This is a genomic window from Georgenia sp. Z2081 (assembly GCF_055326445.1).
The window spans coordinates 256144-277178 of sequence record NZ_JBUZNK010000002.1 but is presented as its reverse complement, the minus strand read 5'-3'; the positions used below and the strand labels follow the sequence as shown (position 1 = coordinate 277178).

Here is a 21035-nt window from a genome sequence, read left to right as displayed (position 1 = left end):
TTCTCCTTCTCGGCGTGGGCTTGGTGGTGCGCGGCGGTTCAGCCGGCGACGTGGTCGACGGTGTCGTGGATGAGCCCCTGCAGCGCCGGGTACTGCTTCGCGTACTGGTCGACGTAGAAGGAGTACTCCTCGTGGCGGGCCTTGTTCGGCTCGAGCCGCGCGCGCGTGTGCACCATCGCCTCGGCGGCCTCCTGGACCGAGGGGTGCAGGCCTGCGCCGGTCGCGGCGAGGATGCAGGAACCGAGGGTGACGGCGTCGCCGACCTCGGTGAGCGTGATCGGCACGCCGGTGACGTCGGCGTGCATCTGGATCCAGTCCCCGGACTTGAGCGCGCCGCCGGCGGCGACGAACTCCTCGACCTCGAGGCCGCCCTCGCGCAGCCCCCGCATGTTGAGCTCGACGCCGTAGGCGACCGACTCCTGGACGGCCTTGTACAGGTGTGCCCGGGTGTGGGAGAGCGACAGGCCGGAGACGGTGCCGCGCGCCTTGGAGTCGGAGTACGGCGTGCGGTTGCCCTGGAAGTACTCGGTGAAGATCACGCCGTCGGACCCGGGCGGGATGTCGCGCGCCTGGGCGTTGAGCACGTCGTAGGGGTTGAGGCCGGTGCGCTCGGCGGCGTCGACGATGTCCTGGCAGAACTCGTCCCGGAACCACTTGAGGACGGAGCCGGAGGACGTCAGCGAGGTCTCGACCGTGTACTGGCCGGGGACCACGCCGTCGACGTACCCGCCGAAGAACCCCGGTCCCGAGATCGGCTCGGCGCTCTGGCCGGACATCACGTGGCTGGAGCCCGTCACGAGGGTCATCTTGCCGGGGCTGAGGACGCCCAGGCCGATCTGGCCGTGCCAGGCGTCGCCGCCGCCCTGCGCGACGGGCGTCCCCGGCGTCAGCCCGAGCTCCTCGGCGGCGTGGGAGGTGAGGCCGCCGACTGCCACGCCCAGGTCGTTGACGGTCTCGGGGAGCTTGTCGAACACGTCGCCGGCGCCGGCCGCCTCGTAGAGGTCCACCGGCCAGCCGCCGTTGTCGCGGTCGTAGTAGGACCGGTGCGCGGCCGTGTTGATGTTGAGGGTCCACTGGCCCGTGAGCTGGTAGGTCAACCAGTCGGGCGCGTCGATGAGACGGTACGCGGCGTCGTACGTGTCGGGCTCGTTCTCCTTGAGCCAGGCCGCCTTGAACGGGTACCACTCGGCGGTCGGCGGGAGCGTGCCGTCACCGGTGTACCGCGTGGCCGGCGAGGGGTGCCCGACGACGCGCTGGGCCTGCTCGGTGGCCCGCACGTCCATCCACATGATCGCGGGGCGCAGGGCCGTGCCGGTCCGGTCCATGGCGACGACCGTCATCGTCGTCGCGTCGTAGGAGATGCCCTTGATGTCGCGACCGGCCAGGCCGGACTCGCGCATCGCCTTGGCGGTCGACGCCTTGAGCGCCTCCCACCAGTCGGTCGGGGACTGCTCCGCCCAGCCCGGGCGGGGGTGGGTCGTGCGGTAGGTCGTCGCCGCGAAGACGACGGGCCGACCGACGAGGTCGAATATCCCGACCCGGCAGCTCTCGGTGCCGAAGTCGATGCCCATGACGAACGGGCCGGTGGGGGTACGAGCAGACATCGTCGCCTCTCTTCGCTGGACGTCCTCCCGCGCGACCTCGCGCGGGCGGTCGGTGGGGGTCGGCGCGGCCGCGCCGGATCTGGTCGGTCGGTGCCTGGTCAGTCGGTGTCGTCGTCGGTCCAGCCGAGCGCCTCCCGTTCGGCGGCGGGGATCAGGTGGTCGATGCGGCTCAGCGCGAAGGTGGGCTGCTCCTCGGCCGGCAGCGCCTCGGCGTCGTCGAGGGTGTTGTCACCGGTGAGGACGAGCGTGGACGCCATCGACGTGCGCACGGCCATGCCGATGTCGGTCGCGAGGCGGTCGCCGACCATCATGCAGCGCGACGGGTCGACGTCGAGGCCCACGAGGGCCGCCTCGAGCATCGCTCCCTCGGGCTTGCCCATGTTGGCCTGCAGCGTGGCCCCGGTCGTCGCCTCGATGGCGGCGACGATGCCGGCGGCGTCGGGCTCGCCACGGCCGCCCGGGAACGGGCAGTAGCGGTCGGGGTTCGTCGTGATGAGGAACGCCCGCTCGTGGAACCAGATCGCGTCGAACGCGATCTGCAGCTTGCGGTAGTCGAAGGTCCGGTCGTAGGACGCGATGACGATGTCGATCTCCGCGGGATCCTCGGATCGCCGGATCCCGGCGGCGTCGAGCGCCCGCAGGAGCGGGGGCTCCGCGATGGGGAAGACGGTCGCGTCGGGGTGGTGGGCCTGGAGCCACCGCACGGTCGTCACGACCGTGTTGGCGATCTCGTCGACCGGGGTCGGCAGCCCGAGGCCCTCGAGCTTGGTCGCGTACTCGGCGGGGTCCTTGGTGGGGTTGTTCGACAGGAACCGGACCGGGAGCTCGCGCCGGTGGAGCTCCTCGATGAGTCGCTTCGCACCCGGGAGGAGGTGGTCGCCCAGGTAGATCGTCCCGTCCATGTCGAAGACGTAGGCCTCGTAGAAACCGGTGGGACCGGCCTGGTCGATCATGTGGTGCTGCCCTTCTGCGTGTGCGGTACGGCGGACGTGGCCCGGCGGCGCGCGTCCCTGCGGTGCCGGGACGACTCCGGGGCGAGGGCCTCGGCCCCCGCCCCGGAGCGGTGATCAGATCGTGGTGACCAGGTAGATGAGCGTGGTCCCGATGAAGATCGCACCTGCCGGCGGGTCGATGTGCGTGTCGCCGCGGGCGTTGAAGATCCGCGAGAACGCCTCACCGAGGACACCGCCGAAGAGGCCGGCGAGACCACCGACGACGACGGCGACCCACGGGTCGGTGCCGACGACGGTGAGCAGCTGGACGGCCGCGAGGCCGGCGAGGATCGTCATGTGGTGCGTGACCGGGGTCTTCAGCCCCAGGCTGAGGAAGATCAGCGAGATGGCGGAGATCGCCCAGCCGATGAGGAACACCTGGCTGACGATGTTGGTGTACGCCGGGTTGTCCGTGGGGACGTTGCCGATGAGCCACACGGCGACGAACGCGAAGAGCAGACCGGAGGTCAGGCCGTGCAGGGCCGACATGCTCCACTTCTCCTGGTGCTCGACCCAGTGCGTGCCGTCCTTGAGCGAGAGCGGGCTGTGACCCTTGAACGGACCGACCAGCGAGCGCGACTTCACGCCGAACACGAGACGGGCGACGACGGCGACACCCACGACCGACAGGGCGACCGTGTCCGTGGTGAACAGCAGGCCCTCGCCCTCGGGTGCCCACAGGCCGAAGAGCCAGGTGAAGAACTGGTTCATGACGTAGCCGAGGATGCCGAAGACACCACCGACGATGAAGATGTCGGCCTTCGGGTAGCCGGCCAGCGGCGTGACGATGTCACGACCGTTCACGCCCTCGGGGAAGTACCCCCGCTTCGCGGCGTACGCGGCCGCTGCCGCACCACCGGCGAAGGCGATGTGCGGGCCGAAGACCGGGCCGAACGCGAAGACGGCGATGAAGTCCTGCGCCACCGGCACGCCGCCGAGCAGGGCGGAGAACCCGAACAGGAACGCGAAGCCGGTGAAGATGAATGCGGTCTGCCCGCCGATGGCGGCGCCGAACGCACCTCCGGCAAAGGCGACGATCAACCAGACGATGTCGATTTCCACGTCGGTGGTACCTCTCTCTTCCCCCACGGCGTCGTGGGGAGTGTCGTGACTGCGGTGTCAGACCGCCGACGTCGGACGATGACGAGGGCGGATCCGGGCCGCGCGGGGGGACCCTGCGACCCGAGGTCCGCGCCCCGACCGGTATACCGGTCGGGGCGCAGGGGTCAGGAGGCGGAGGAGCCCGCCTGCTGGTTCTTGCTCTCGTAGTCGCTGAGCACGGCGACCTTGTCGGCGGACGCCGAGCTCTCGTCGAACTCGTGGCCGAGCCACTCGCCGGCGAGCTTGCGCGCCAGCTCGAGACCGATGACGCGCTGACCGAAGGTGAGGACCTGCGCGTTGTTGGACTTGATGAGACGCTCGACGCTGAACGAGTCGTGCGCGACCGAGGCCCGGATGCCCGGGACCTTGCCCGCGGCCATCGCCACGCCCATCCCGGTGCCGCACACCAGCAGCGCGCGGTCGGCCTCACCGCCGGCGACCTTCTCGCCGGCCGCCGTACCGATGTTGGGGTAGGGGTTCGCGTCGGAGTTGTCCCCGACGCCGACGTCGATCACCGAATCGACCCTGGGGTCCGCCTCGAGGTCGGCCTTGAGGGCCTCCTTGTACTCGTACCCGGCGTTGTCCGAACCGACAACTATCCGCCAGCCCATGTCGCCTCCCGTTCCGGCGCCTGCGCGCCTCTCGGGTGACGGTTCTCGGGCTCCGTCACCCGTCGCACCCGTGCGGCGCGATCTGCTTCGGGACCCTACCAAAGGGCTCGACAGATGCTCACCCATGGTGAACGGAAGTGCACGGGTGTCGTCGATGCGTGCGAATCTGCGCGCGCACCGTCCCTTCGGGGGTGCGGTTCGTGCCCGTCGGACCCCTCCCTCACACCGGGGGCAGCGGCCTGCCGCGCGCCAGCCCGGACCTCGAGATGCGCTCGGCGAGCGCCCGCAGGGTCGGCTCGTCGATGACGAGGTCGGTCACGGCACCCGCACGCAGCGCGCCGAGCGTGGGGCGGACCTTCGCACTGCCGGAGACCACGCACACGCGGCGGCCGATGCGCCGCAGCGCCGCGGGCGACGGCCCCGACGCGCGGGCGTTCGTCGCGATGTCCGCGTACGTACCGTCCTCCCGCAGCAGCACGGTGCAGATGTCGCCGACGACGCCTGCCGCCTGCAGGCTCGCGATCTCCGTCTGGTCGAGGTAGCCGCCCGCGTAGACCTGGGAGCTGAGCGACCCGGTGAAGGCGCCGACGCCGAACAGCGCGACGTCGGTCCGTGCCTGGAGCGCGCGGACCGCGGCGAGCGACCGTTCGCGCCACATCGCGAGCTTGGTCTCCGGGTAGTCGAAGAAGGCCGGCACCGGGAAGTGGTGCACCGAGGACTCGAAGGCCCGCGCAGCTGCCTCCATGATGGCGCCGGCGTACGGGATGCCCGTCGTCGTCGGGTTGGCCGCGCCGTTGAGCTGGACGACCGCCGACCGCGGCGCGGCGCGGGCGACGAACTGCGCGACCACGGCGGCGATGGTGTTCCCCCACGCGATGCCGAGCACCGAGCCGGGCTGCATCCAGCCCGACACCAGCCGGCCGGCCACGCGGGCCACCTGCTCGAGCCGCTGCACCTCGGTGGACGCCGGCCGCACCGTCACCACGTGCGTCTGCACGCCGAACAGGTCGCGCAGCACCATCGACTCCCGCGTCCCCATCTCGGCGGGCGGGTGCAGCTCGATGCGCACCATGCCCGAGGCGCGCGCCTGCTTGATCAGTCGCGAGACGGTCGAGCGCGACACGCCCGTGCGCCGAGCGATCGTCTCCATGGTCTCGTCCTGCAGGTAGTACATCGAGGCAGCCTCGAAGACCTCCCGCTCGCGGTCACGCTCGTCCACCGGTCCTCCGTCGTCGTGCACGTCCGCCCACCTGAGTTGTGCGGATGTGCGATGGCGACCATCCTAAGGATCAACACGACGCGGTGGATGCGATCCTCAGGCGTCGACGCACGAGCCGATGGAGGAGCGAGCACGTGAACACGACAGCACTCACACCCGAGTCGCGCCAGGACGCTCTGGAGCAGATGGCCACCAAGGAGCTCGACGTCCTGGTCATCGGGGGTGGAGTCACCGGGGCGGGTGTCGCCCTCGACGCCGCGACCCGCGGCCTGACGACGGGCATCGTGGAGATGCGGGACTGGGCCTCGGGCACCTCGCAGTGGTCGTCCAAGCTCATCCACGGCGGCCTGCGCTACCTGTACCAGCTCAACTTCGCCCTCGTGTCGGAGGCGCTGCGCGAGCGCGGCATCCTCCTCACCACCACGGCCCCCCACCTCGTCTCGGCCCAGCCGTTCCTCTGGCCGCTCAAGCAGCGCGTCATCGAGCGCGGCTACTCGGCGGTCGGCGTCGGCATGTACGACGCGTTGTCGATCATCGGCAACCGCGGCGCGACCGTGCCCATGCAGAAGCACTACTCGCACAAGGGTGCCCTCGACCTCGTCCCGAGCCTGGACCCCGAGACCCTCATCGGCGGCATCCGCTTCTACGACGCCCGCGTCGACGACGCCCGCCTGGTCATGACCCTCGTGCGCACGGCGCAGGGCTTCGGCGCCCACGCCGCGAGCCGCTCGCAGGTCACGTCGATCGTCACCGACGCCTCCGGGCGGGCCACCGGCGCGATCGTCCGTGACCTCGAGACCGGCCGGGAGATCACCGTCCGCGCCAAGCACGTCATCGGTGCGACCGGCGTGTGGACCGAGGAGACCGAGAGCCTCGGGGGCGCCGAGGGCGGGCTGCAGGTCCTCGCCTCGAAGGGCATCCACATCGTCGTGCCCAAGGAGCGCATCAAGGGCCGGACCGGTGTCTTCCTGCGCACGGAGAAGTCCGTCCTGTTCATCATCCCCTGGCAGCGCTACTGGGTGATCGGCACGACCGACACCAAGTGGACGGAGCAGGTCGACTCCCCCGTCGCGACGTCGGAGGACATCGACTACGTCCTCGAGCAGGCCAACGCCGTGCTCTCCGACAAGCTGACGCGCGAGGACATCATCGGCACCTACGCCGGCCTGCGGCCGCTGCTGCAGCCGGTGGACAAGGGCGACGGCGAGTCGACCAAGGTCTCCCGCGAGCACACCGTGACGAACCCGCAGCCGGGGCTCACGGTCATCGCGGGCGGCAAGCTCACCTCCTACCGGATCATGGCCGAGGACGCGGTCGACCACGCGCTCGGCAAGGCCCGCGCGAAGGCGAAGCCGTCGATCACCGCGACCACCCCGCTGGTCGGCGCACCCGGCCTGGAGGCCACCCGCCGCCAGCTGCCGCGCCTCAGCGCCCAGTACGACCTCAGCCGCGAGCGCGCCGAGCACCTCGTCTCGCGCTACGGCTCCGAGCTCCCGGACGTCCTCGCGACGATCGACGCGGACCCCACCCTGGCCACGCCCCTGGAGCACGCGCCGGACTACCTGCGCGCCGAGGTCGCCTACGGCGTCACGCACGAGGGCGCGCTCCACCTCGAGGACATGCTCCTGCACCGGGTCCGGCTCGACTTCGAGCTTCCGGACCGCGGCAGGGCGGCGGCCCCCGAGGTCGCCGAGGTCATGGGCGCCCTGCTCGGCTGGGACGACGCCCGGCGCGAGCGCGAGGTGCAGAGCTGGGTCGACCAGGCGGACGCGATCCTCGCCGCCCAGCAGACCGACAACGACGCGGCGGCCTCGGCCACGCGCACGGCGGTGCCCCAGCTCGTCCCCGTCGTCGAGATCGATCCGGCACACTGACCCCAGAGCGGGCGGTCGGGGGCCCACCGGCCCCCGACCGCCGTCGAACCCCCGAAGGACCGGTCGCCGGAAACCGCCGACGACCGGAAGCACATCGACATCGCCGTCGAAAGGAAACGCCCCCACCATGAGCGACCAGAAGTACGTCCTTGCCATCGACCAGGGCACGACGTCGTCCCGAGCCATCATCTTCGACCACTCGGGCCAGATCGTCTCGGTCGGCCAGCTCGAGCACGAGCAGATCTTCCCCCGCGCGGGCTGGGTCGAGCACGACCCCAAGGAGATCTGGAACAACGTCCGTGAGGCCGTGGGACTCGCCCTGTCCAAGGCCTCCCTCAACGCCGGCAACATCGCCGCCGCCGGCATCACCAACCAGCGCGAGACCACCGTCGTGTGGGACAAGAACACCGGGGAGCCGGTCTACAACGCGATCGTCTGGCAGGACACGCGCACCGACAAGATCATCAAGGAGCTCGGCGGCGACGAGGGCGAGGAGAAGTACAAGTCGCGCGTCGGCCTGCCGCTCGCGACCTACTTCTCGGGCCCGAAGATCAAGTGGATCCTCGACAACGTCGACGGCGCCCGCGAGAAGGCCGAGGCCGGTGACCTCGTCTTCGGCAACACCGACGCCTGGGTGCTGTGGAACATGACGGGCGGCGTCGACGGCGGCCTGCACGTGACCGACGTGACCAACGCGTCGCGCACCATGCTCATGGACGTCACGACGCTCACGTGGGCCGAGGACATCGCGGCCGACATGGGGATCCCCGTCTCGATGCTCCCCGAGATCCGCTCCTCCTCCGAGGTCTACGGCAAGGGCCGCCAGCAGGGGCTGCTCGCCGACGTGCCGATCTCCGGCATCCTCGGCGACCAGCAGGCCGCCACGTTCGGCCAGGCCTGCTTCCAGGTCGGCATGGCCAAGAACACCTACGGCACCGGAAACTTCATGCTCATCAACACGGGCACGGAGCCGGTCTTCTCGGAGAACGGCCTGCTGACGACCCTGGGCTACAAGATCGGCGACCAGCCGGCCGTGTACTGCCTCGAGGGCTCGATCGCCGTCACCGGCTCGCTCGTCCAGTGGCTGCGCGACAACCTGGGGATCATCTCCTCGGCCCCCGAGGTCGAGGAGCTCGCCAAGACGGTGGACGACAACGGCGGCGCCTACTTCGTCCCCGCTTTCTCCGGCCTGTTCGCGCCGTACTGGAAGTCGGACGCCCGCGGTGCGCTGGTCGGCATGACCCGGTTCGTCAACAAGGGGCACATCGCCCGCGCGACCCTGGAGGCCACGGCCTTCCAGACTCGCGAGGTCCTCGACGCCATGAACGCCGACTCCGGCGCCGCCCTCGCGGAGCTCAAGGTCGACGGCGGCATGGTCGCCAACGAGACGCTCATGCAGTTCCAGGCCGACATCCTCGGCGTGGACGTGGTCAAGCCTGTCGTCGCCGAGACCACCGCCCTCGGCGCGGCCTACGCGGCCGGCATCGCCGTCGGATTCTGGAAGGGCGAGCAGGACGTCATCGACAACTGGGCCGAGGACCGGCGCTGGAAGCCGCAGCTCGACGAGGCCGAGCGGGAGCGCACCTACCGCCTGTGGAAGAAGGCCGTGACGAAGACCTTCGAGTGGGTCGACGAGGACGTCAACTGATCACCACGAGTGAGGGGATTCTTTCCCGCGAGTGAGGGGACTCTCTCCCACGATTGAGGGGAAATCTCCGATGGCGAGGGGCGCGCGGTCATCACGACCGCGTGCCCCTCGCGCGTCGTGTGCGTGTGTGGGCGGCGAGCAGCCGAGCCGTCCTCGAGCGTGTGGCTTCGACGCCGAGGCTGCGTACCGACGTCGAGGCCACCGGTCGGGCGCCGACCCCACACCTCACCATCGACCCCACACCTCCGACGCCGAGCCCGGCCCCGCCGTCGGTGGGGTCGGCACGGACACTGCGGGGTCGGCACGGACACTGTGGGGTCGGCGGCGATGCGTGGGTCGGGCGTGACCACCTCGGCGGCGACGGGTCGGTTGGGTGTCACCGCACCACCACGTCGGGTTCGCGTCGGCTCGGCGCCACCATGCGCGTACGAGCCGACTCCGCGGTGCCGGCTTCAGCCGCCCGAGACCGACAGCTCCGCCTGCGCGAGCACGGCGGCCCAGGCGTCGTCGACGTCGCGCGAGGCGAGCCAGGCGTCGGGCAGGTGTGCGCGCTTCGGTCCGCCGGCCCGGCCGCGCTGCCCCTCGGCGCCCTCGCCCGGGTAGGGCGAGTCGAGGTCCAGCTCAGCGATGAGGGCGTCGAGCTCGTCCATGGTGGAGACGAGGGCGAAGGCTCGCCGAGCGTCGCCACCCACCGGGTAGCCCTTGAAGTACCAGGCCACGTGCTTGCGCATCTCGCGCAGGGCACGGTCCTCGTCGCCGATGTGCTCGACCATCAGCTCCGCGTGGCGGCGCAGCACGCCCGTCACCTCGCGCAGGCCCGGTCGCACCCGGGCGGGCGAGCCGGTCGCCGCCGCGACGAGGTCGGTGAACAGCCACGGGCGACCCTGGCACCCACGTCCGACGACGACGCCGTCCGCTCCCGTCGTCGCCATCATCTCGGCGGCATCCTCGGCCGACCACAGGTCGCCGTTGCCGAGCACGGGCACCGTCCGCACCGCCTCCTTGAGCCGGGCGATCGCCTCCCACCGGGCGGTGCCCGAGTAGTGCTGCTCGAGCGTGCGCGCGTGGAGGGCCACGGCGGCGGCACCGGCCGCCTCGGCCGCCCGTCCGGCGTCGAGGTAGGTGAGGTGGTCGTCGTCGATACCCATGCGCATCTTCACGGTCACGGGCACCTCGTGGCCGCGCCCCCTGCTCGCCGTGCGTGCGGCGTCGACGGCGCCGCGCACGATGTCGCGGAACAGATCGGCCTTCCAGGGCAGCGCCGCTCCCCCGCCCTTCCGCGTGACCTTGGGGACGGGGCAGCCGAAGTTGAGGTCGACGTGGTCGGCCCGGTCCTCCTCCACGAGGATCCGCACGGCGGCCGCGACCGTCACCGGGTCGACGCCGTAGAGCTGGACCGAGCGGACGGGGTCGGTGGGGTCCGGCGTGATCATGCGCATCGTGTCCGGCGTGCGCTCGACGAGCGCCCGGGACGTGATCATCTCGCAGACGTACAGGCCCGCCGGCGCATGCGTGCCGACGGCGTCGCTCACCCGCCGCTCGGGCGTCAGCGCCGCCTCGCCCGCCTCGCGGCACAGCTGCCGGAACGGGGGCAGGGTGACGCCGGCCATCGGGGCCAGGACGACGGGCACGCCGACGCGCACCGCTCCTACCTGCAGCCCCGATCCGCCGTCGAGCGTGCGGTCAGTGCTCGCCGAGGTGCTGGTCGTCGCACCGCTGCTCGTCGTCGGGCGGGAAACCGCCGACGACGAGGACCCCGACGACGCGTGCCACGGCTCGCCTGTCGGGTCGCCCCCGTTCCTCTCGCTCACCGTCCCGGTCATCCGCCCGCTCCTGCTCGTCCGTCCTCGGCGTCCGTCAGGTGCGACGGACCCTCCATTGTGCGGCACCACGGTGGGGGCCGGGGTGGGACGGTGCTCACGGCTGGGACGGTGCTCACCGACTCGGGCGCGCGGACCCGCCGGCGTCCGGCGGTACCAGGAGAGCCCGGAGCACGGTGTCGAGCACGACCTCCGGATCGACCACCGCCCGGCGTCGGTGGCGTGCGTATGCCGGGGCCGCGTCGTCGTCGACGTGCGTCGCGGGCTCCGCCCGGGCGGCGGCCGCGGTGAGCGCGCTGCCCAGCACGAGGTTGGACACCGCGTAGGAAAGCGCGAGCGGATCGCCCTGCCCGGTACGCTCCAGCCGGTCGACGAGCGCCTCGGAGAGCGCGAGGTACGCCGGGCCCCGCGGCGGACGCGCGGCGAGCACGTGGATCGCCCACGGGTGGCGCAGCAAGTGACGATACAGAGCGAGCGCGAGCTCGCGGACCCCGACCGTGTGCTCGACGGCCTGCTGCACGTCGGCGTCACTGGCGAGCGCGTCGTCGAGCGCGAGATCATGGGCGTCGGCCGGGCTGTCCAGCCGGGAGTACAGGCTCGCGGGCGCCACACCGAGCGCGCCGGCCAGTCCCCGCAGCGTGAAGCCGCCCAGGCCCGCCTCGTCGAGCAACCGTACGGACTCGGACGCGATCCTCCCCGGGTCGACCGCCCTTCTCCGCCGCACCGTGCGGTCCCGGTCCCAGTACCCCATCCCGCTCCTTAAACATTGCGTGTTAGTTTACTTGGATGATCGACGCAGGTGCACTCCCCGTGAGCGACGGGCAGCGCGCCCTGCGACCGCTCGCCGAACGGGACGCCGCACGCTACGCGGAGGGCACGCGCGACGAGGCGGTGACCAGGTGGGCGTACCTGCCCGAGCCCACCTACACGACGGCGTCGGTGGCCCGGATCGCGCGAGACGTCGTCCCCGCAGGACTCGCCCGCGGTGACCTCGCGGTTCTCGCCGTCGTCGACCCGGACGATCTCCTCGTCGGCAGCCTCGTTCTGTTCGGCGTCACGACGACGACCGGCGAGGTCGGTTTCTGGCTCCGTGCGGACGCCCGCGGGCAGGGACACGCGGCGGGCGCCCTCGCGCTGGCTCGCACCCTGGCCGAGCACTCGGGCCTCTCGGTGCTGACCGCGCGGACCTCGCCGGACAACGCCGCCTCCGGCCGAGCGCTCGCACGTGCGGGGTTCGTCCCCGTGCGCACGGACGTCGACCGGACCCCGTCCGGCGCCTCCGTCCCCCTGATCCACCACGAGCTGAGGCTGGCGGCGCCGCCGGACCACGTGGGGTCCGGCGACGCCGCGGGATGAGCGTCGCGCTCACTCGCCAGGCGGAATTCCGCTCACTCGCGGAAGAATCCCCTCACTCGTGAGAAGAAGTCCCCTCACTCGCCAGGAGTGGCGTTAGGCGCCGACGAGGCGCTGCGCGAGGTAGCCCGAGACCTGGTCGAGCGAGACGCGCTCCTGCGTCATCGTGTCCCGGTCGCGCACCGTGACGGCCCGGTCCTCGAGGGAGTCGAAGTCGACGGTGAGGCAGAACGGCGTGCCGATCTCGTCCTGGCGGCGGTAGCGACGCCCGACGGCACCGGCGTCGTCGAAGTCGACGTTCCAGCTCTGCCGCAGCTCGGTCGCGAGGTCGCGGGCCATCGGCGAGAGGTCGGCGTTGCGCGAGAGCGGGAGCACGGCGGCCTTGACCGGGGCGAGCCGGTGGTCGAGCCGGAGCACGGTGCGCTTGTCGACCCCGCCCTTCGCGTTCGGCGCCTCGTCCTCGGTGTAGGCCTCGACGAGGAACGCCATGAGCGATCGCGTGAGTCCGGCTGCGGGCTCGATGACGTACGGCATCCAGCGGGCGTCCTTCGTCTGGTCGAAGTAGGACAGGTCCTTGCCCGAGTGCTCGGAGTGCGTCGAGAGGTCGAAGTCGGTGCGGTTGGCGATGCCCTCGAGCTCGCCCCACTCGCTGCCCGTGAACCCGAACCTGTACTCGATGTCGACGGTCCGCTTGGAGTAGTGGGAGAGCTTCTCCTGCGGGTGCTCGAAGTGCCGCAGGTTCTCGGGCGCGATGCCGAGCCCCATGTACCAGGCCGTGCGCTGCTCGATCCAGTACTCGTGCCAGTCCTCGTCGGTGCCGGGCTCGACGAAGAACTCCATCTCCATCTGCTCGAACTCCCGCGTGCGGAAGATGAAGTTGCCGGGCGTGATCTCGTTACGGAACGACTTGCCGATCTGGCCGATGCCGAACGGCGGCTTGCGGCGCGCGGAGGTCATGACGTTGGAGAAGTTGACGAAGATGCCCTGCGCGGTCTCGGGCCGCAGGTAGTGCAGGCCGGACTCGTCCTCGATCGGGCCGAGGTAGGTCTTGAGCATCATGTTGAAGTCGCGCGGCTCGGTCCACTTCCCGCGGTTGCCGCAGTTCGGGCAGGGCAGGTCGGTGATCGCGACGGCGTCGGGGTCGTCGAGCCCCTTGCGCTCGGCGTACTCCTCCTGCATCTGGTCCACGCGGAAGCGCTTGTGGCACTCGAGGCACTCGGTGAGCGGGTCGGTGAACACGCCGACGTGACCGGAGGCGTGCCACACCTGGCTCGGCAAGATGATCGCGGAGTCGATGCCGACGACGTCGTCGCGCGAGGTCACCATCTGCCGCCACCACTGGCGCTTAATGTTCTCCTTCAGCTCGACGCCGAGGGGTCCGTAGTCCCAGGCGGAGCGGGTACCGCCGTAGATCTCGCCGGACTGGAACACGAAGCCCCGTCGCTTGGCGAGCGAGATGACGTTGTCGAGTGCGGTGGCGGCCATGTGGTCTCCAGGTTCTGCCGGGCGGTGCCCGGCCTTCGAGCCGCACCCGGGTGGTGCGGACGTGCCCACGGTAGACGCACGGCCGACCCCCGGGTGCCGGGGTCCGGTCGGTGGCGAGGTCCGGTCGGTGGCCCCAGCCTGCGACGACCCGCCCCGCGGCTACTGGTCCTGGTAGCGGGTCGGCACCTCGTCCGGCACCGCGAGCACCCGCCCGTCACCGATGGCGAGGGTCGCCGGGCCGCCGTCGGTCGCGGTGTAGCTGACCGCCAGGGTCTCGACGCCGGTGACGTCGAGGTCCAGCTCGACGTCCTCCTCGAGCGTGACCTCGCCGCTCCACAGCGTCGAGCCGTCCCCGATCACCTGGACACGAACCACTCGTGCTTCGTATGCCGCCAGGTCCTCGGGCATGACCTCGGGGTCCTCCCAGCGCCCGATCGTCGCCCGGAAGGTCTGGAAGCCACCGTCGAGCGCCCAGCCGAAGGCGCCGTCCTCCCAGGTGGAGCTGGACAGGATGCTGTACGGGTAGTCGGCGCCCGCGATCCGCGTGGCCTCCGTCGACGGGAACCCGTAGTCGCCCTCGTCGGGCCGGTCGAGGTCGTCGAGGTACAGCCGCGTGCTCGGGCGCGCCACCTCGACCTCGACGGACCCGTCGTGGTCCTCTCCCGCGGCCGGCACCTGGCCGACGATCGTGCCGACGGTCTCGCCGTCGGACAGGGCGTCGGTGGTGACGATCTCGGTGCCGTCGCCGAGCTCGGTCTGCGCCTGCTCGACCGTCTGGCCCGAGAGGTCGGGCGTCTCGCTGGCGCGCAGGAAGAAGAACCAGACAGCCCCGGCGAGGAGCAGCAGCAGGACCACTCCCCCGACGACGAGTGGCAGCCGGCTGCGGCCGCTCCCCGCTGCCGCGCCGGCACCTCCGGGACGTCCCGAAGCTGCCTGCGCACCGGTGCCACCGGCTCCCGCGGGACCGCCGGGTCCCCGCACGGGGTACGCCCCCGTGGCGGCCGATGCTGCGCCGTCGGGGCTCTGCGCGTACGGGTTCATCGACCCGGCGTACGGGTCCGAGCCACCCGGTCCGACGCCGTGCGGTGCCTGGGCGGGCGCCCCTGCTCCCGGGTACCCGGTCCCGTACGCGCCACCCGGCGTCGTCGGTCCCGCGAACGGTGCGCCGCCCGCTCCGCCGGGACCACCCGACAACCCGAAGCCGTTCGCCCCGGGCCCACCGGCGTTGACGCCCGGCCCGTCGGCGTTCGTCCCCGGGGCGCCACCGTTCGTCCCGGGCCAGCCACCGTTCACTCCCGGACCGGCCGGCGGCGCCACCCGGGTCGCGTCCGTGCCGCCCGGCTCGAGGACGGCGGGATCGACCTGTCGCGTCGCGTCCCCGCCCGTCGCGGCGGTCGCCGCCTGGCGTCCGAGGGCGACGGTACCGTCGTCGTCGATCGTCCGCGGCGCGGCCGGGCCGGGCGGGGGCGTGGTGATCCTGCCGAGGGCGGGAAGACCGCGCAGCTCCTCCGCGAGATGCCCGAGCTCCTCCGCGACGTCGTCGGCGCTCGGCCGGTCACCGGTGTTCTTGGCCGTCATCGTCGAGATGGCGCTCCACAGTCCGTCCGGGACGTTCTCCGGCCGGCCGGGCAGATTCTCGGAGTGACGGCGCAGCACGCCGTACGTCCCGCCGGGACCCGCGAACGGGGTCACGCCGACCACCATCTCGTACAGCATGACGCCGAGCGCGTAGATGTCCGTGGCCGGCCCGGGTGGTTCCTCCTCGATCACCTCGGGAGCCATGTAGAGCGGGGTGCCGAGCATCGCCGTCGAGGTGGTGGAGTGCAGGGCCTGGGTCACGCGGGCGACGCCGAAGTCCGACACCTTGGGCACCATCGTCCCGTGGTCGGTCCCCTCGGCGAGCAGGACGTTGCCGGGCTTGACGTCGCGGTGGATGACGCCGCGCTCGTGGATGGCCGCCAGCCCGCGGGCGATCTGCTGGCCGTACCAGGCGGCCTCGCCGGGCGGGAGTGTGCCGCGCTCGTCGAGGAGGGCGCGCAGGTCCCCGCCGGCGACGAACTCCATGACGATCGCCAGCGTGCTGCCCTCGACGACGAGGTCGTGGACCTGGACGACGTTGCCGTGCACGACCCGGACGAGGAAGGAGCGCTCCTGGATGAACCGGTGGACGATCTCGGCGTCGTCGGCGTACTCGGAGCGCAGGATCTTCACGGCGACCTGCTTGCCGTCCTCGTTGCGGTGCCCCGCCCACACGGCGCCCATCGCGCCCTTCCCGACCTGTCGGTCGAGCGTGTAGCGGCTGCCGAGCGGCCGTGACGTCATGGATCCTCGAGTCTCGCTGGTGTGGGTCGGGTTCAGGCGAAAGGGTACCGATGCGCCGCTGCGGTCGCGGCGCGCCGCCACGGCGAGGCTCAGCCGTCGCCGTACCGCGCCGGCAGCTCGCCGGGCGGGGTGAGCACGCGGCCGTCACCCACGGCGAACGCCGCCGACGTCGAGTCGCCCCCGCTCGTCAGCGACCAGCTGATGACGAGCTCGTCGACCCCCTCGACGTCGAGGGTCACGTTCCTCGGCTCGTCGACGGTCACGGAGCCGCTCCACAGGATCTCGCCGTCACCCGTGACCTCGACGGCGACGACCCGCGACTCGAACCTCTCCTGCTCCTCCGGGTCGGAGAAGCTCGCGGGCCACCGCCCGAGGGTCGCACGGAAGACGTGGAAGCCGGAGTCGAGGTCCCAGCCCCAGCTCCCCGACGGCTCGCCGGGCTCGGAGGTCACGCCGTGCAGGAACGAGTCGTCGCCGATGTCGACGGCCTCCTCCTCGAACCCGGAGTACTCCTCGCCCGTGAGCGGGTCGAGGTCCTCGACGCCCCGGCGGGCGCTCTCCCGGGCGATCGTCACCTCGACCTCGCCGTCGTGCTGCTCGTCGCGACGGGGCGACTGACTCATCACGGTGCCGACCTCGTGAGAGTCGGCGAGACCGTCCTCCACGACGACGTCGACGTCGCCCAGCTCCTCCTCCGCCTCCTCGAGCGTCATGCCCCACAGGTTCGGCGTCGGGCCCGGCTCGGCCTCGTCGAGGTACCGGGTGAGCCAGACGGCGCCCAGCGCGACGATCGCGACGACCACCAGAGCGAGCACCGCCGGCGTCACGAGGCGTCGGCGGCTGCGCACGGGCGCGTCGTCGGGCGCCTGCACCACCGTGCCGCGCACCGGAAGGCGCGTGGCTGCCGCGGGGACGGACCCGGACGGCTCCCGCAGGACCGTCGCCTCGTCCGCGTCCTCGGGGACGGGCTCGCGCATGCCGCTCGCCGACGAGGTCCGGGCCAGGTCCGTGCCGGGCGACGGCGCACCGGACGGACGTGAGCCGGACGACGGCGTCCCCGTCGGCGGGTGCACGAGCCGCGTGCGGGCGGGAAGGTCGGCGAGGGGGGCGACCAGGCCGTCGAGCTCGTCGGCGAGCCGGGCGGCGTCGGGCCGCGCCTCGGGCTCCTTGGCGAGGGTCCGTTCGATGACGTGCCACAGCTCGTCAGGGAGTCCGTCCGGGCGCCCCGGCATCATCTCGGTCTGGCGCCGCATGACCCCGTAGGTCCCGCCGTCGCCCGTGAACGGGGTGATGCCGGTGAGCATCCGGTAGAGCAGGATCCCGAACGAGTAGACGTCGCTCGCCGGGGTGGGCGTGCGCTCGTGGATGACCTCGGGCGCCATGTACAGGGGCGTCCCGACCACCATCGTCGCGCTCGTGGCCTCGGTGATCTCGCCGTGGGTCACGCGGGCGACGCCGAAGTCCGTCACCTTCGGCACCACCTCGTGCTCGGTGCGCTCAAGGAGGATGTTGGCCGGCTTGACGTCACGGTGGACGACCCCGCCGTCGTGGATCGCCGCCAGCCCGCGCGCCACGCCCGCCCCGTACGCGGCGGTGTCAGCCGGCGTCAGCGTCCCGCGCCGGTCGATCTCCTGACGCAGGTCTCCCCCGTCGACCAGCTCCATGACGATGGCGAGCGTGCTGCCCTCGGCCACGAGGTCGAGCACCCGCACCACGTTCGGGTGCACGACGTTCGTCAGCAGGGTCCGCTCCTGGATGAAGCGGCGGACGATCTCCAGGTCCTCGGCCACCTCCGCCCGCAGCCGCTTGATCGCGACCACAGTCCCGTCGTCGGTGCGGTGACCGCGCCAGACCGATCCGACGGCCCCGCGGCCGATCTCCCGATCGAGCGTGTATCGGCTGCCGAGCGGCCGACCGGACATGCAGCCTCTTCTCCGTGCTCCGAGGGCGCCCGCGTGCGCGGGCGATTGAATCGTGGACAGGGTAGCGACCAGGTCCGCAGGTCGCAGGCGGGGAGGTCGGGCAGCAGGGCCCGTGGGCGGGTGGCATGTGGGGGCGACGGGGCCCGATCGGTGCGGCGGCCGGAGGCGGAGAGGTCGGACACACGACGGTCCGTCAGATTGACACCCGTTCTCGAGCCTCATGAGAATGAGTCTCATGCTCCGTCCCTCCCGCGTGGTTCTCGCGTCCGCCGCGGCTGCGCTCGTGCTCGCCGGCTGCTCCGGCGCGGACCCCGACGACGACGCGGCGGTCGAGGTCGGCACCGCCGCGTACGCCTTCGAGTGGCTCGTGGAGCAGGTCGGCGGCGAGCGCGTCGCGGTGACGAACGTGACCCCGCCGGGCGCGGACGCGCACTCCCTCGAGCTCGCACCCGCGCAGGTCGTCGATCTCGAGCAGGCCGACCTCGTCGTGCACCTGCCGCAGTACCAGGCGGCCATGGACGACGCCGTCGGCCAGCTCGGAGAAGGCGCCGTGCTCGACGCCGCAGGCCCCACCGAGCCGCTCGCGCCCGAGGAGCTCGCGGAGCAGGGCGGCGACGACGCCCATGACCACGACGACGAGGACGAGGGCCACGACCACTCCCACGCCGACGCGGCCGACGACCACGCGGCCGACGACCACTCCCACGACGCCGAAGGTCACGACCACTCGGACCACGGCGCGGCCGACGACCACGCGGGCCACGACCACGGCGCGCTCGACCCGCACGTGTGGCTCGACCCGGAACGGATGATCGCGCTGGCCGAGACCGTCGCGGACCGGCTGACGGAGATCGACCCCGACGGCGCCGACGCCTATGCGGACGGCCTCGACGCCGTGGTCGCCGACCTCGAGGACCTGCGCGAGCAGATCGCCGACCGGCTCGGGAGCTGCTCGGTGGAGACCGTCGTCGTCGGGCACCAGGCCTACGGGTACCTGCTCGCCCCGCACGGGTTCGTCGAGACCGGCCTCGCCGGGATCGACGGCGGCACCGAGGTCAGCCCGGCCCGCATCGCCGAGCTCTCGGCGCTCGTCGAGGAGTCGGGTGCCACGGCGATCTACCGCGACGCCAACGCGCCCGACGACGCCGTGCGCGCCGTCGCCGAGCAGACGGGCGCGGACGTCCAGGTCATCGATCCGCTCGAGATCGCGCCCGCCGACGGTGACTACCGTGACGCCATGCAGGCGAACATCGACGCCCTCGCGACCGGACAGCAGTGTGGCTGAGGCGCCCCCCACCTCCGTCCGACCCCTCGAGGTCGACGACGTTCGCGTGACGATCGACGGCCAGCGCATCCTGCGTGGCGTGTCCCTGACCGTGACAGCCGGTGAGTGCGTCGCCCTCATGGGGCCCAACGGGTCGGGCAAGTCGACGCTCGTCCGATCGATCGTCGGCGTGCGCCGACCGACGTCCGGCGCGGTCCGTCTCTACGGCCGGGACATGGCCGGACGCCGGCGCTCCGTCCCGTGGGCGCGCCTCGGGTACGTGCCGCAGCGCGCCTCCGCGGGCTCCGGCGTGCCGGCCACGGCGCGCGAGGTCGTCGCCGCCGGCGAACTCGCCGGCTGGCGCTGGCGACCGCGCAGCGGTGCGGACGCGCGTGCGCGGGCGGCCCTCGCACGCGTCGGCCTCGACGACCGCGGGAACGACCCGGTCCACGTGCTCTCCGGCGGCCAGCAGCAGCGGGTCCTGGTTGCACGGGCGCTCGTGCGCGACCCGGACCTGCTCGTCCTCGACGAGCCGCTGTCCGCGATGGACTCCGCGTCCCAGCGGGCCACCACCGACCTCCTCGCCGACTTCACCGCCCGGGGTGGCGCCGTCGTCGTCGTGCTGCACGAGCCCGGCCCGCTGGCCCCCCTCCTCGACCGGGCCGTCGTCCTTCGCCACGGGGCCGTCGTGCACGACGGCGCTCCACCACCGCCGGCCCCCGGGCACGACGAGCCCGACCACCGTCACCACCACCACGAGGACACCACCGAGGACGCACCTGCAAGGGCCGTCCTCGAGCCGGGTGCACCGCTGCCCGCACCGAGAGGGGCGATCTGATGGGGATCGTCGAGACGCTGAGCGAGATGCTCGGCAGCCCGCTCATGCGCCGGTCGCTGGTCGTGGCGGTGCTCGTCGGGGTCGCGGCCCCGGTCATGGGCACCTACCTCGTCCAGCGCCGGCTCGCGCTGCTCGGCGACGGCATCGGTCACGTAGCGCTCACGGGCGTCGCGCTCGGCTGGCTCGTCGGGTCGCTCACCGGCGTCTCCCCGATCGACCGGTTCGCGGTACCGGGGGCGATCGTCGCCTCGGTCGCCGGGGCGCTGCTCGTCGAGCTGGTCCGGGCCCGCGGCCGGACGTCCGGCGACGTCGCGCTGGCCATGCTCTTCTACGGCGGCATCGCGGGTGGCGTCCTCATCATCACGATCTCGGGCGGGTCGAGCTCGACCCTCACCGGCTACCTGTTCGGCTCGATCGCGACGGTGTCCTCGCTCGACATGTGGCTCGCGCTCGTGCTCGCGGTCGTCGTCATCGGGGTCGGGGTCGGGCTGCGACCCGCCCTGTTCGCCCTGTGCCACGACGAGGAGCTCGCCAGGTCGTCGGGCCTGCCCACGTGGCTGCTGTCCGCACTCGTGTCGGTGATGGCAGCCCTCACGGTATCCGTGTCGATGCGCGTGGTCGGCGTCCTGCTCGTCTCCGCGCTGATGATCGTGCCGGTGGCGGCCTCGCAGCAGCTCACGCGGTCGTTCGCCGGCACCATGCGCCTCGCGATGGGGATCGGCCTGGTCGTCACCGTCGCCGGGCTCGTCGTCACCTACGTGCGGCCGTGGTCGCCGGGCGCCACGATCGTCGTCCTCGCGATCGGGGCCTACGCCCTGGCGGCGGTCGCGCACCCCGTGGTGGAGGCGCGCAGGCGCCGCCGCGAGGCTCCGCGGGACCCGCACCCCGAGCACGACGACGACGTCACGGTCGGCGACGCGGCACCGGCTGCCGGCTGACCGGGTCGGCGACGCGGCACCGGCTGCCGGCTGACCGGGTCGGC

16 protein-coding genes are annotated in these 21035 nt (G+C 72.1%); 6 read left to right on the top strand and 10 right to left on the bottom strand.

Annotation, left to right across the window (positions count from 1 at the left end; translation table 11 throughout):
• Nucleotides 1-38: 38 nt before the first annotated feature.
• The 5 genes from ACZLKG_RS05600 to ACZLKG_RS05580 all read right to left on the bottom strand — a co-directional run bounded on the left by ACZLKG_RS05600 (nucleotide 39) and on the right by ACZLKG_RS05580 (nucleotide 5527).
• Nucleotides 39-1604, bottom strand: a complete 1566-nt coding sequence (locus ACZLKG_RS05600; protein ID WP_463648200.1) for an FGGY-family carbohydrate kinase — start codon at nucleotides 1602-1604, stop codon at nucleotides 39-41.
• A 98-nt stretch (nucleotides 1605-1702) separates the two neighbouring features.
• Nucleotides 1703-2557: an HAD-IIA family hydrolase gene (locus tag ACZLKG_RS05595; RefSeq protein ID WP_425709022.1), complete on the bottom strand. Its 855-nt coding sequence runs from the start codon at nucleotides 2555-2557 to the stop codon at nucleotides 1703-1705.
• Nucleotides 2558-2671: 114 nt separating this feature from the next.
• Nucleotides 2672-3658: a hypothetical protein gene (locus tag ACZLKG_RS05590; RefSeq protein WP_463648199.1), complete on the bottom strand. Its 987-nt coding sequence runs from the start codon at nucleotides 3656-3658 to the stop codon at nucleotides 2672-2674.
• Between the two features lie 164 nt (nucleotides 3659-3822).
• Nucleotides 3823-4308: a ribose-5-phosphate isomerase gene (locus ACZLKG_RS05585; protein ID WP_463648198.1), complete on the bottom strand. Its 486-nt coding sequence runs from the start codon at nucleotides 4306-4308 to the stop codon at nucleotides 3823-3825.
• A 220-nt stretch (nucleotides 4309-4528) separates the two neighbouring features.
• A complete protein-coding gene (locus ACZLKG_RS05580) occupies nucleotides 4529-5527 on the bottom strand; it encodes a sugar-binding transcriptional regulator (protein ID WP_425709025.1) in 999 nt (332 codons plus the stop codon).
• 185 nt (nucleotides 5528-5712) lie between these two features.
• Between ACZLKG_RS05580 and ACZLKG_RS05575 the strand changes: the two genes are divergently transcribed.
• Together ACZLKG_RS05575 and glpK are read left to right on the top strand one after the other, a co-directional pair.
• The gene (locus tag ACZLKG_RS05575) at nucleotides 5713-7401 is read left to right on the top strand and encodes a glycerol-3-phosphate dehydrogenase/oxidase (protein ID WP_463648219.1); all 1689 of its coding nucleotides are present in this window, start codon (nucleotides 5713-5715) and stop codon (nucleotides 7399-7401) included.
• Between the two features lie 127 nt (nucleotides 7402-7528).
• Nucleotides 7529-9049, top strand: a complete 1521-nt coding sequence (gene glpK, locus ACZLKG_RS05570; RefSeq protein WP_463648197.1) for a glycerol kinase GlpK — start codon at nucleotides 7529-7531, stop codon at nucleotides 9047-9049.
• A gap of 452 nt (nucleotides 9050-9501) precedes the next feature.
• Here the strand turns inward: glpK and dusB are convergent, their stop codons facing one another.
• Nucleotides 9502-10692 carry a tRNA dihydrouridine synthase DusB gene (dusB, locus tag ACZLKG_RS05565; protein ID WP_463648196.1) on the bottom strand — a complete coding sequence of 397 codons (1191 nt, stop codon included), beginning with the start codon at nucleotides 10690-10692 and terminating at the stop codon, nucleotides 9502-9504.
• 292 nt (nucleotides 10693-10984) lie between these two features.
• On the bottom strand, nucleotides 10985-11620 hold the full coding sequence (locus ACZLKG_RS05560; RefSeq protein ID WP_463648195.1) for a TetR/AcrR family transcriptional regulator: 636 nt from the start codon (nucleotides 11618-11620) through the stop codon (nucleotides 10985-10987).
• Nucleotides 11621-11655: 35 nt separating this feature from the next.
• Between ACZLKG_RS05560 and ACZLKG_RS05555 the strand changes: the two genes are divergently transcribed.
• Nucleotides 11656-12225, top strand: coding sequence for a GNAT family N-acetyltransferase (locus ACZLKG_RS05555; RefSeq protein WP_463648194.1), 570 nt, complete (start codon nucleotides 11656-11658; stop codon nucleotides 12223-12225).
• A gap of 93 nt (nucleotides 12226-12318) precedes the next feature.
• Here the strand turns inward: ACZLKG_RS05555 and ACZLKG_RS05550 are convergent, their stop codons facing one another.
• From ACZLKG_RS05550 to ACZLKG_RS05540, 3 genes are all read right to left on the bottom strand, one after another.
• Nucleotides 12319-13707: a glycine--tRNA ligase gene (locus ACZLKG_RS05550; protein WP_463648193.1), complete on the bottom strand. Its 1389-nt coding sequence runs from the start codon at nucleotides 13705-13707 to the stop codon at nucleotides 12319-12321.
• A 159-nt stretch (nucleotides 13708-13866) separates the two neighbouring features.
• Complete coding sequence (locus ACZLKG_RS05545; RefSeq protein ID WP_463648192.1) at nucleotides 13867-16029, bottom strand: protein kinase domain-containing protein; 2163 nt, start codon at nucleotides 16027-16029, stop codon at nucleotides 13867-13869.
• Nucleotides 16030-16118: 89 nt separating this feature from the next.
• Nucleotides 16119-17951: a protein kinase domain-containing protein gene (locus tag ACZLKG_RS05540; RefSeq protein WP_463648191.1), complete on the bottom strand. Its 1833-nt coding sequence runs from the start codon at nucleotides 17949-17951 to the stop codon at nucleotides 16119-16121.
• Nucleotides 17952-18177: 226 nt separating this feature from the next.
• On the opposite strand from ACZLKG_RS05540, the gene ACZLKG_RS05535 reads away from it, so the two are divergent.
• The 3 genes from ACZLKG_RS05535 to ACZLKG_RS05525 are packed head-to-tail and all read left to right on the top strand — an operon-like array spanning nucleotide 18178 to nucleotide 20991.
• Nucleotides 18178-19236: a metal ABC transporter substrate-binding protein gene (locus ACZLKG_RS05535; protein WP_463648190.1), complete on the top strand. Its 1059-nt coding sequence runs from the start codon at nucleotides 18178-18180 to the stop codon at nucleotides 19234-19236.
• A 46-nt stretch (nucleotides 19237-19282) separates the two neighbouring features.
• Entirely contained in the window at nucleotides 19283-20053 is a 771-nt protein-coding gene (locus ACZLKG_RS05530; RefSeq protein WP_463648189.1) for a metal ABC transporter ATP-binding protein, read from the top strand.
• Nucleotides 20053-20991, top strand: a complete 939-nt coding sequence (locus tag ACZLKG_RS05525; RefSeq protein WP_463648188.1) for a metal ABC transporter permease — start codon at nucleotides 20053-20055, stop codon at nucleotides 20989-20991. Before ACZLKG_RS05530 ends, ACZLKG_RS05525 begins: the two co-directional genes overlap by 1 nt.
• Nucleotides 20992-21035: the final 44 nt, after the last annotated feature.

Excerpts from the sequence above, each read along its gene's own strand:
- ACZLKG_RS05600 (WP_463648200.1), bottom strand. The coding sequence starts at position 1,604 with ATGTCTGCTCGTACCCCCACCGGCCCGTTCGTCATGGGCATCGACTTC.
- ACZLKG_RS05595 (WP_425709022.1), bottom strand. The coding sequence starts at position 2,557 with ATGATCGACCAGGCCGGTCCCACCGGTTTCTACGAGGCCTACGTCTTC.
- ACZLKG_RS05585 (WP_463648198.1), bottom strand. The coding sequence starts at position 4,308 with ATGGGCTGGCGGATAGTTGTCGGTTCGGACAACGCCGGGTACGAGTAC.
- ACZLKG_RS05575 (WP_463648219.1), top strand. The coding sequence starts at position 5,713 with ATGGCCACCAAGGAGCTCGACGTCCTGGTCATCGGGGGTGGAGTCACC.
- glpK (WP_463648197.1), top strand. The coding sequence starts at position 7,529 with ATGAGCGACCAGAAGTACGTCCTTGCCATCGACCAGGGCACGACGTCG.
- ACZLKG_RS05560 (WP_463648195.1), bottom strand. The coding sequence starts at position 11,620 with ATGGGGTACTGGGACCGGGACCGCACGGTGCGGCGGAGAAGGGCGGTC.
- ACZLKG_RS05555 (WP_463648194.1), top strand. The coding sequence starts at position 11,656 with ATGATCGACGCAGGTGCACTCCCCGTGAGCGACGGGCAGCGCGCCCTG.
- ACZLKG_RS05550 (WP_463648193.1), bottom strand. The coding sequence starts at position 13,707 with ATGGCCGCCACCGCACTCGACAACGTCATCTCGCTCGCCAAGCGACGG.
- ACZLKG_RS05545 (WP_463648192.1), bottom strand. The coding sequence starts at position 16,029 with ATGACGTCACGGCCGCTCGGCAGCCGCTACACGCTCGACCGACAGGTC.
- ACZLKG_RS05540 (WP_463648191.1), bottom strand. The coding sequence starts at position 17,951 with ATGTCCGGTCGGCCGCTCGGCAGCCGATACACGCTCGATCGGGAGATC.
- ACZLKG_RS05535 (WP_463648190.1), top strand. The coding sequence starts at position 18,178 with ATGAGTCTCATGCTCCGTCCCTCCCGCGTGGTTCTCGCGTCCGCCGCG.
- ACZLKG_RS05525 (WP_463648188.1), top strand. The coding sequence starts at position 20,053 with ATGGGGATCGTCGAGACGCTGAGCGAGATGCTCGGCAGCCCGCTCATG.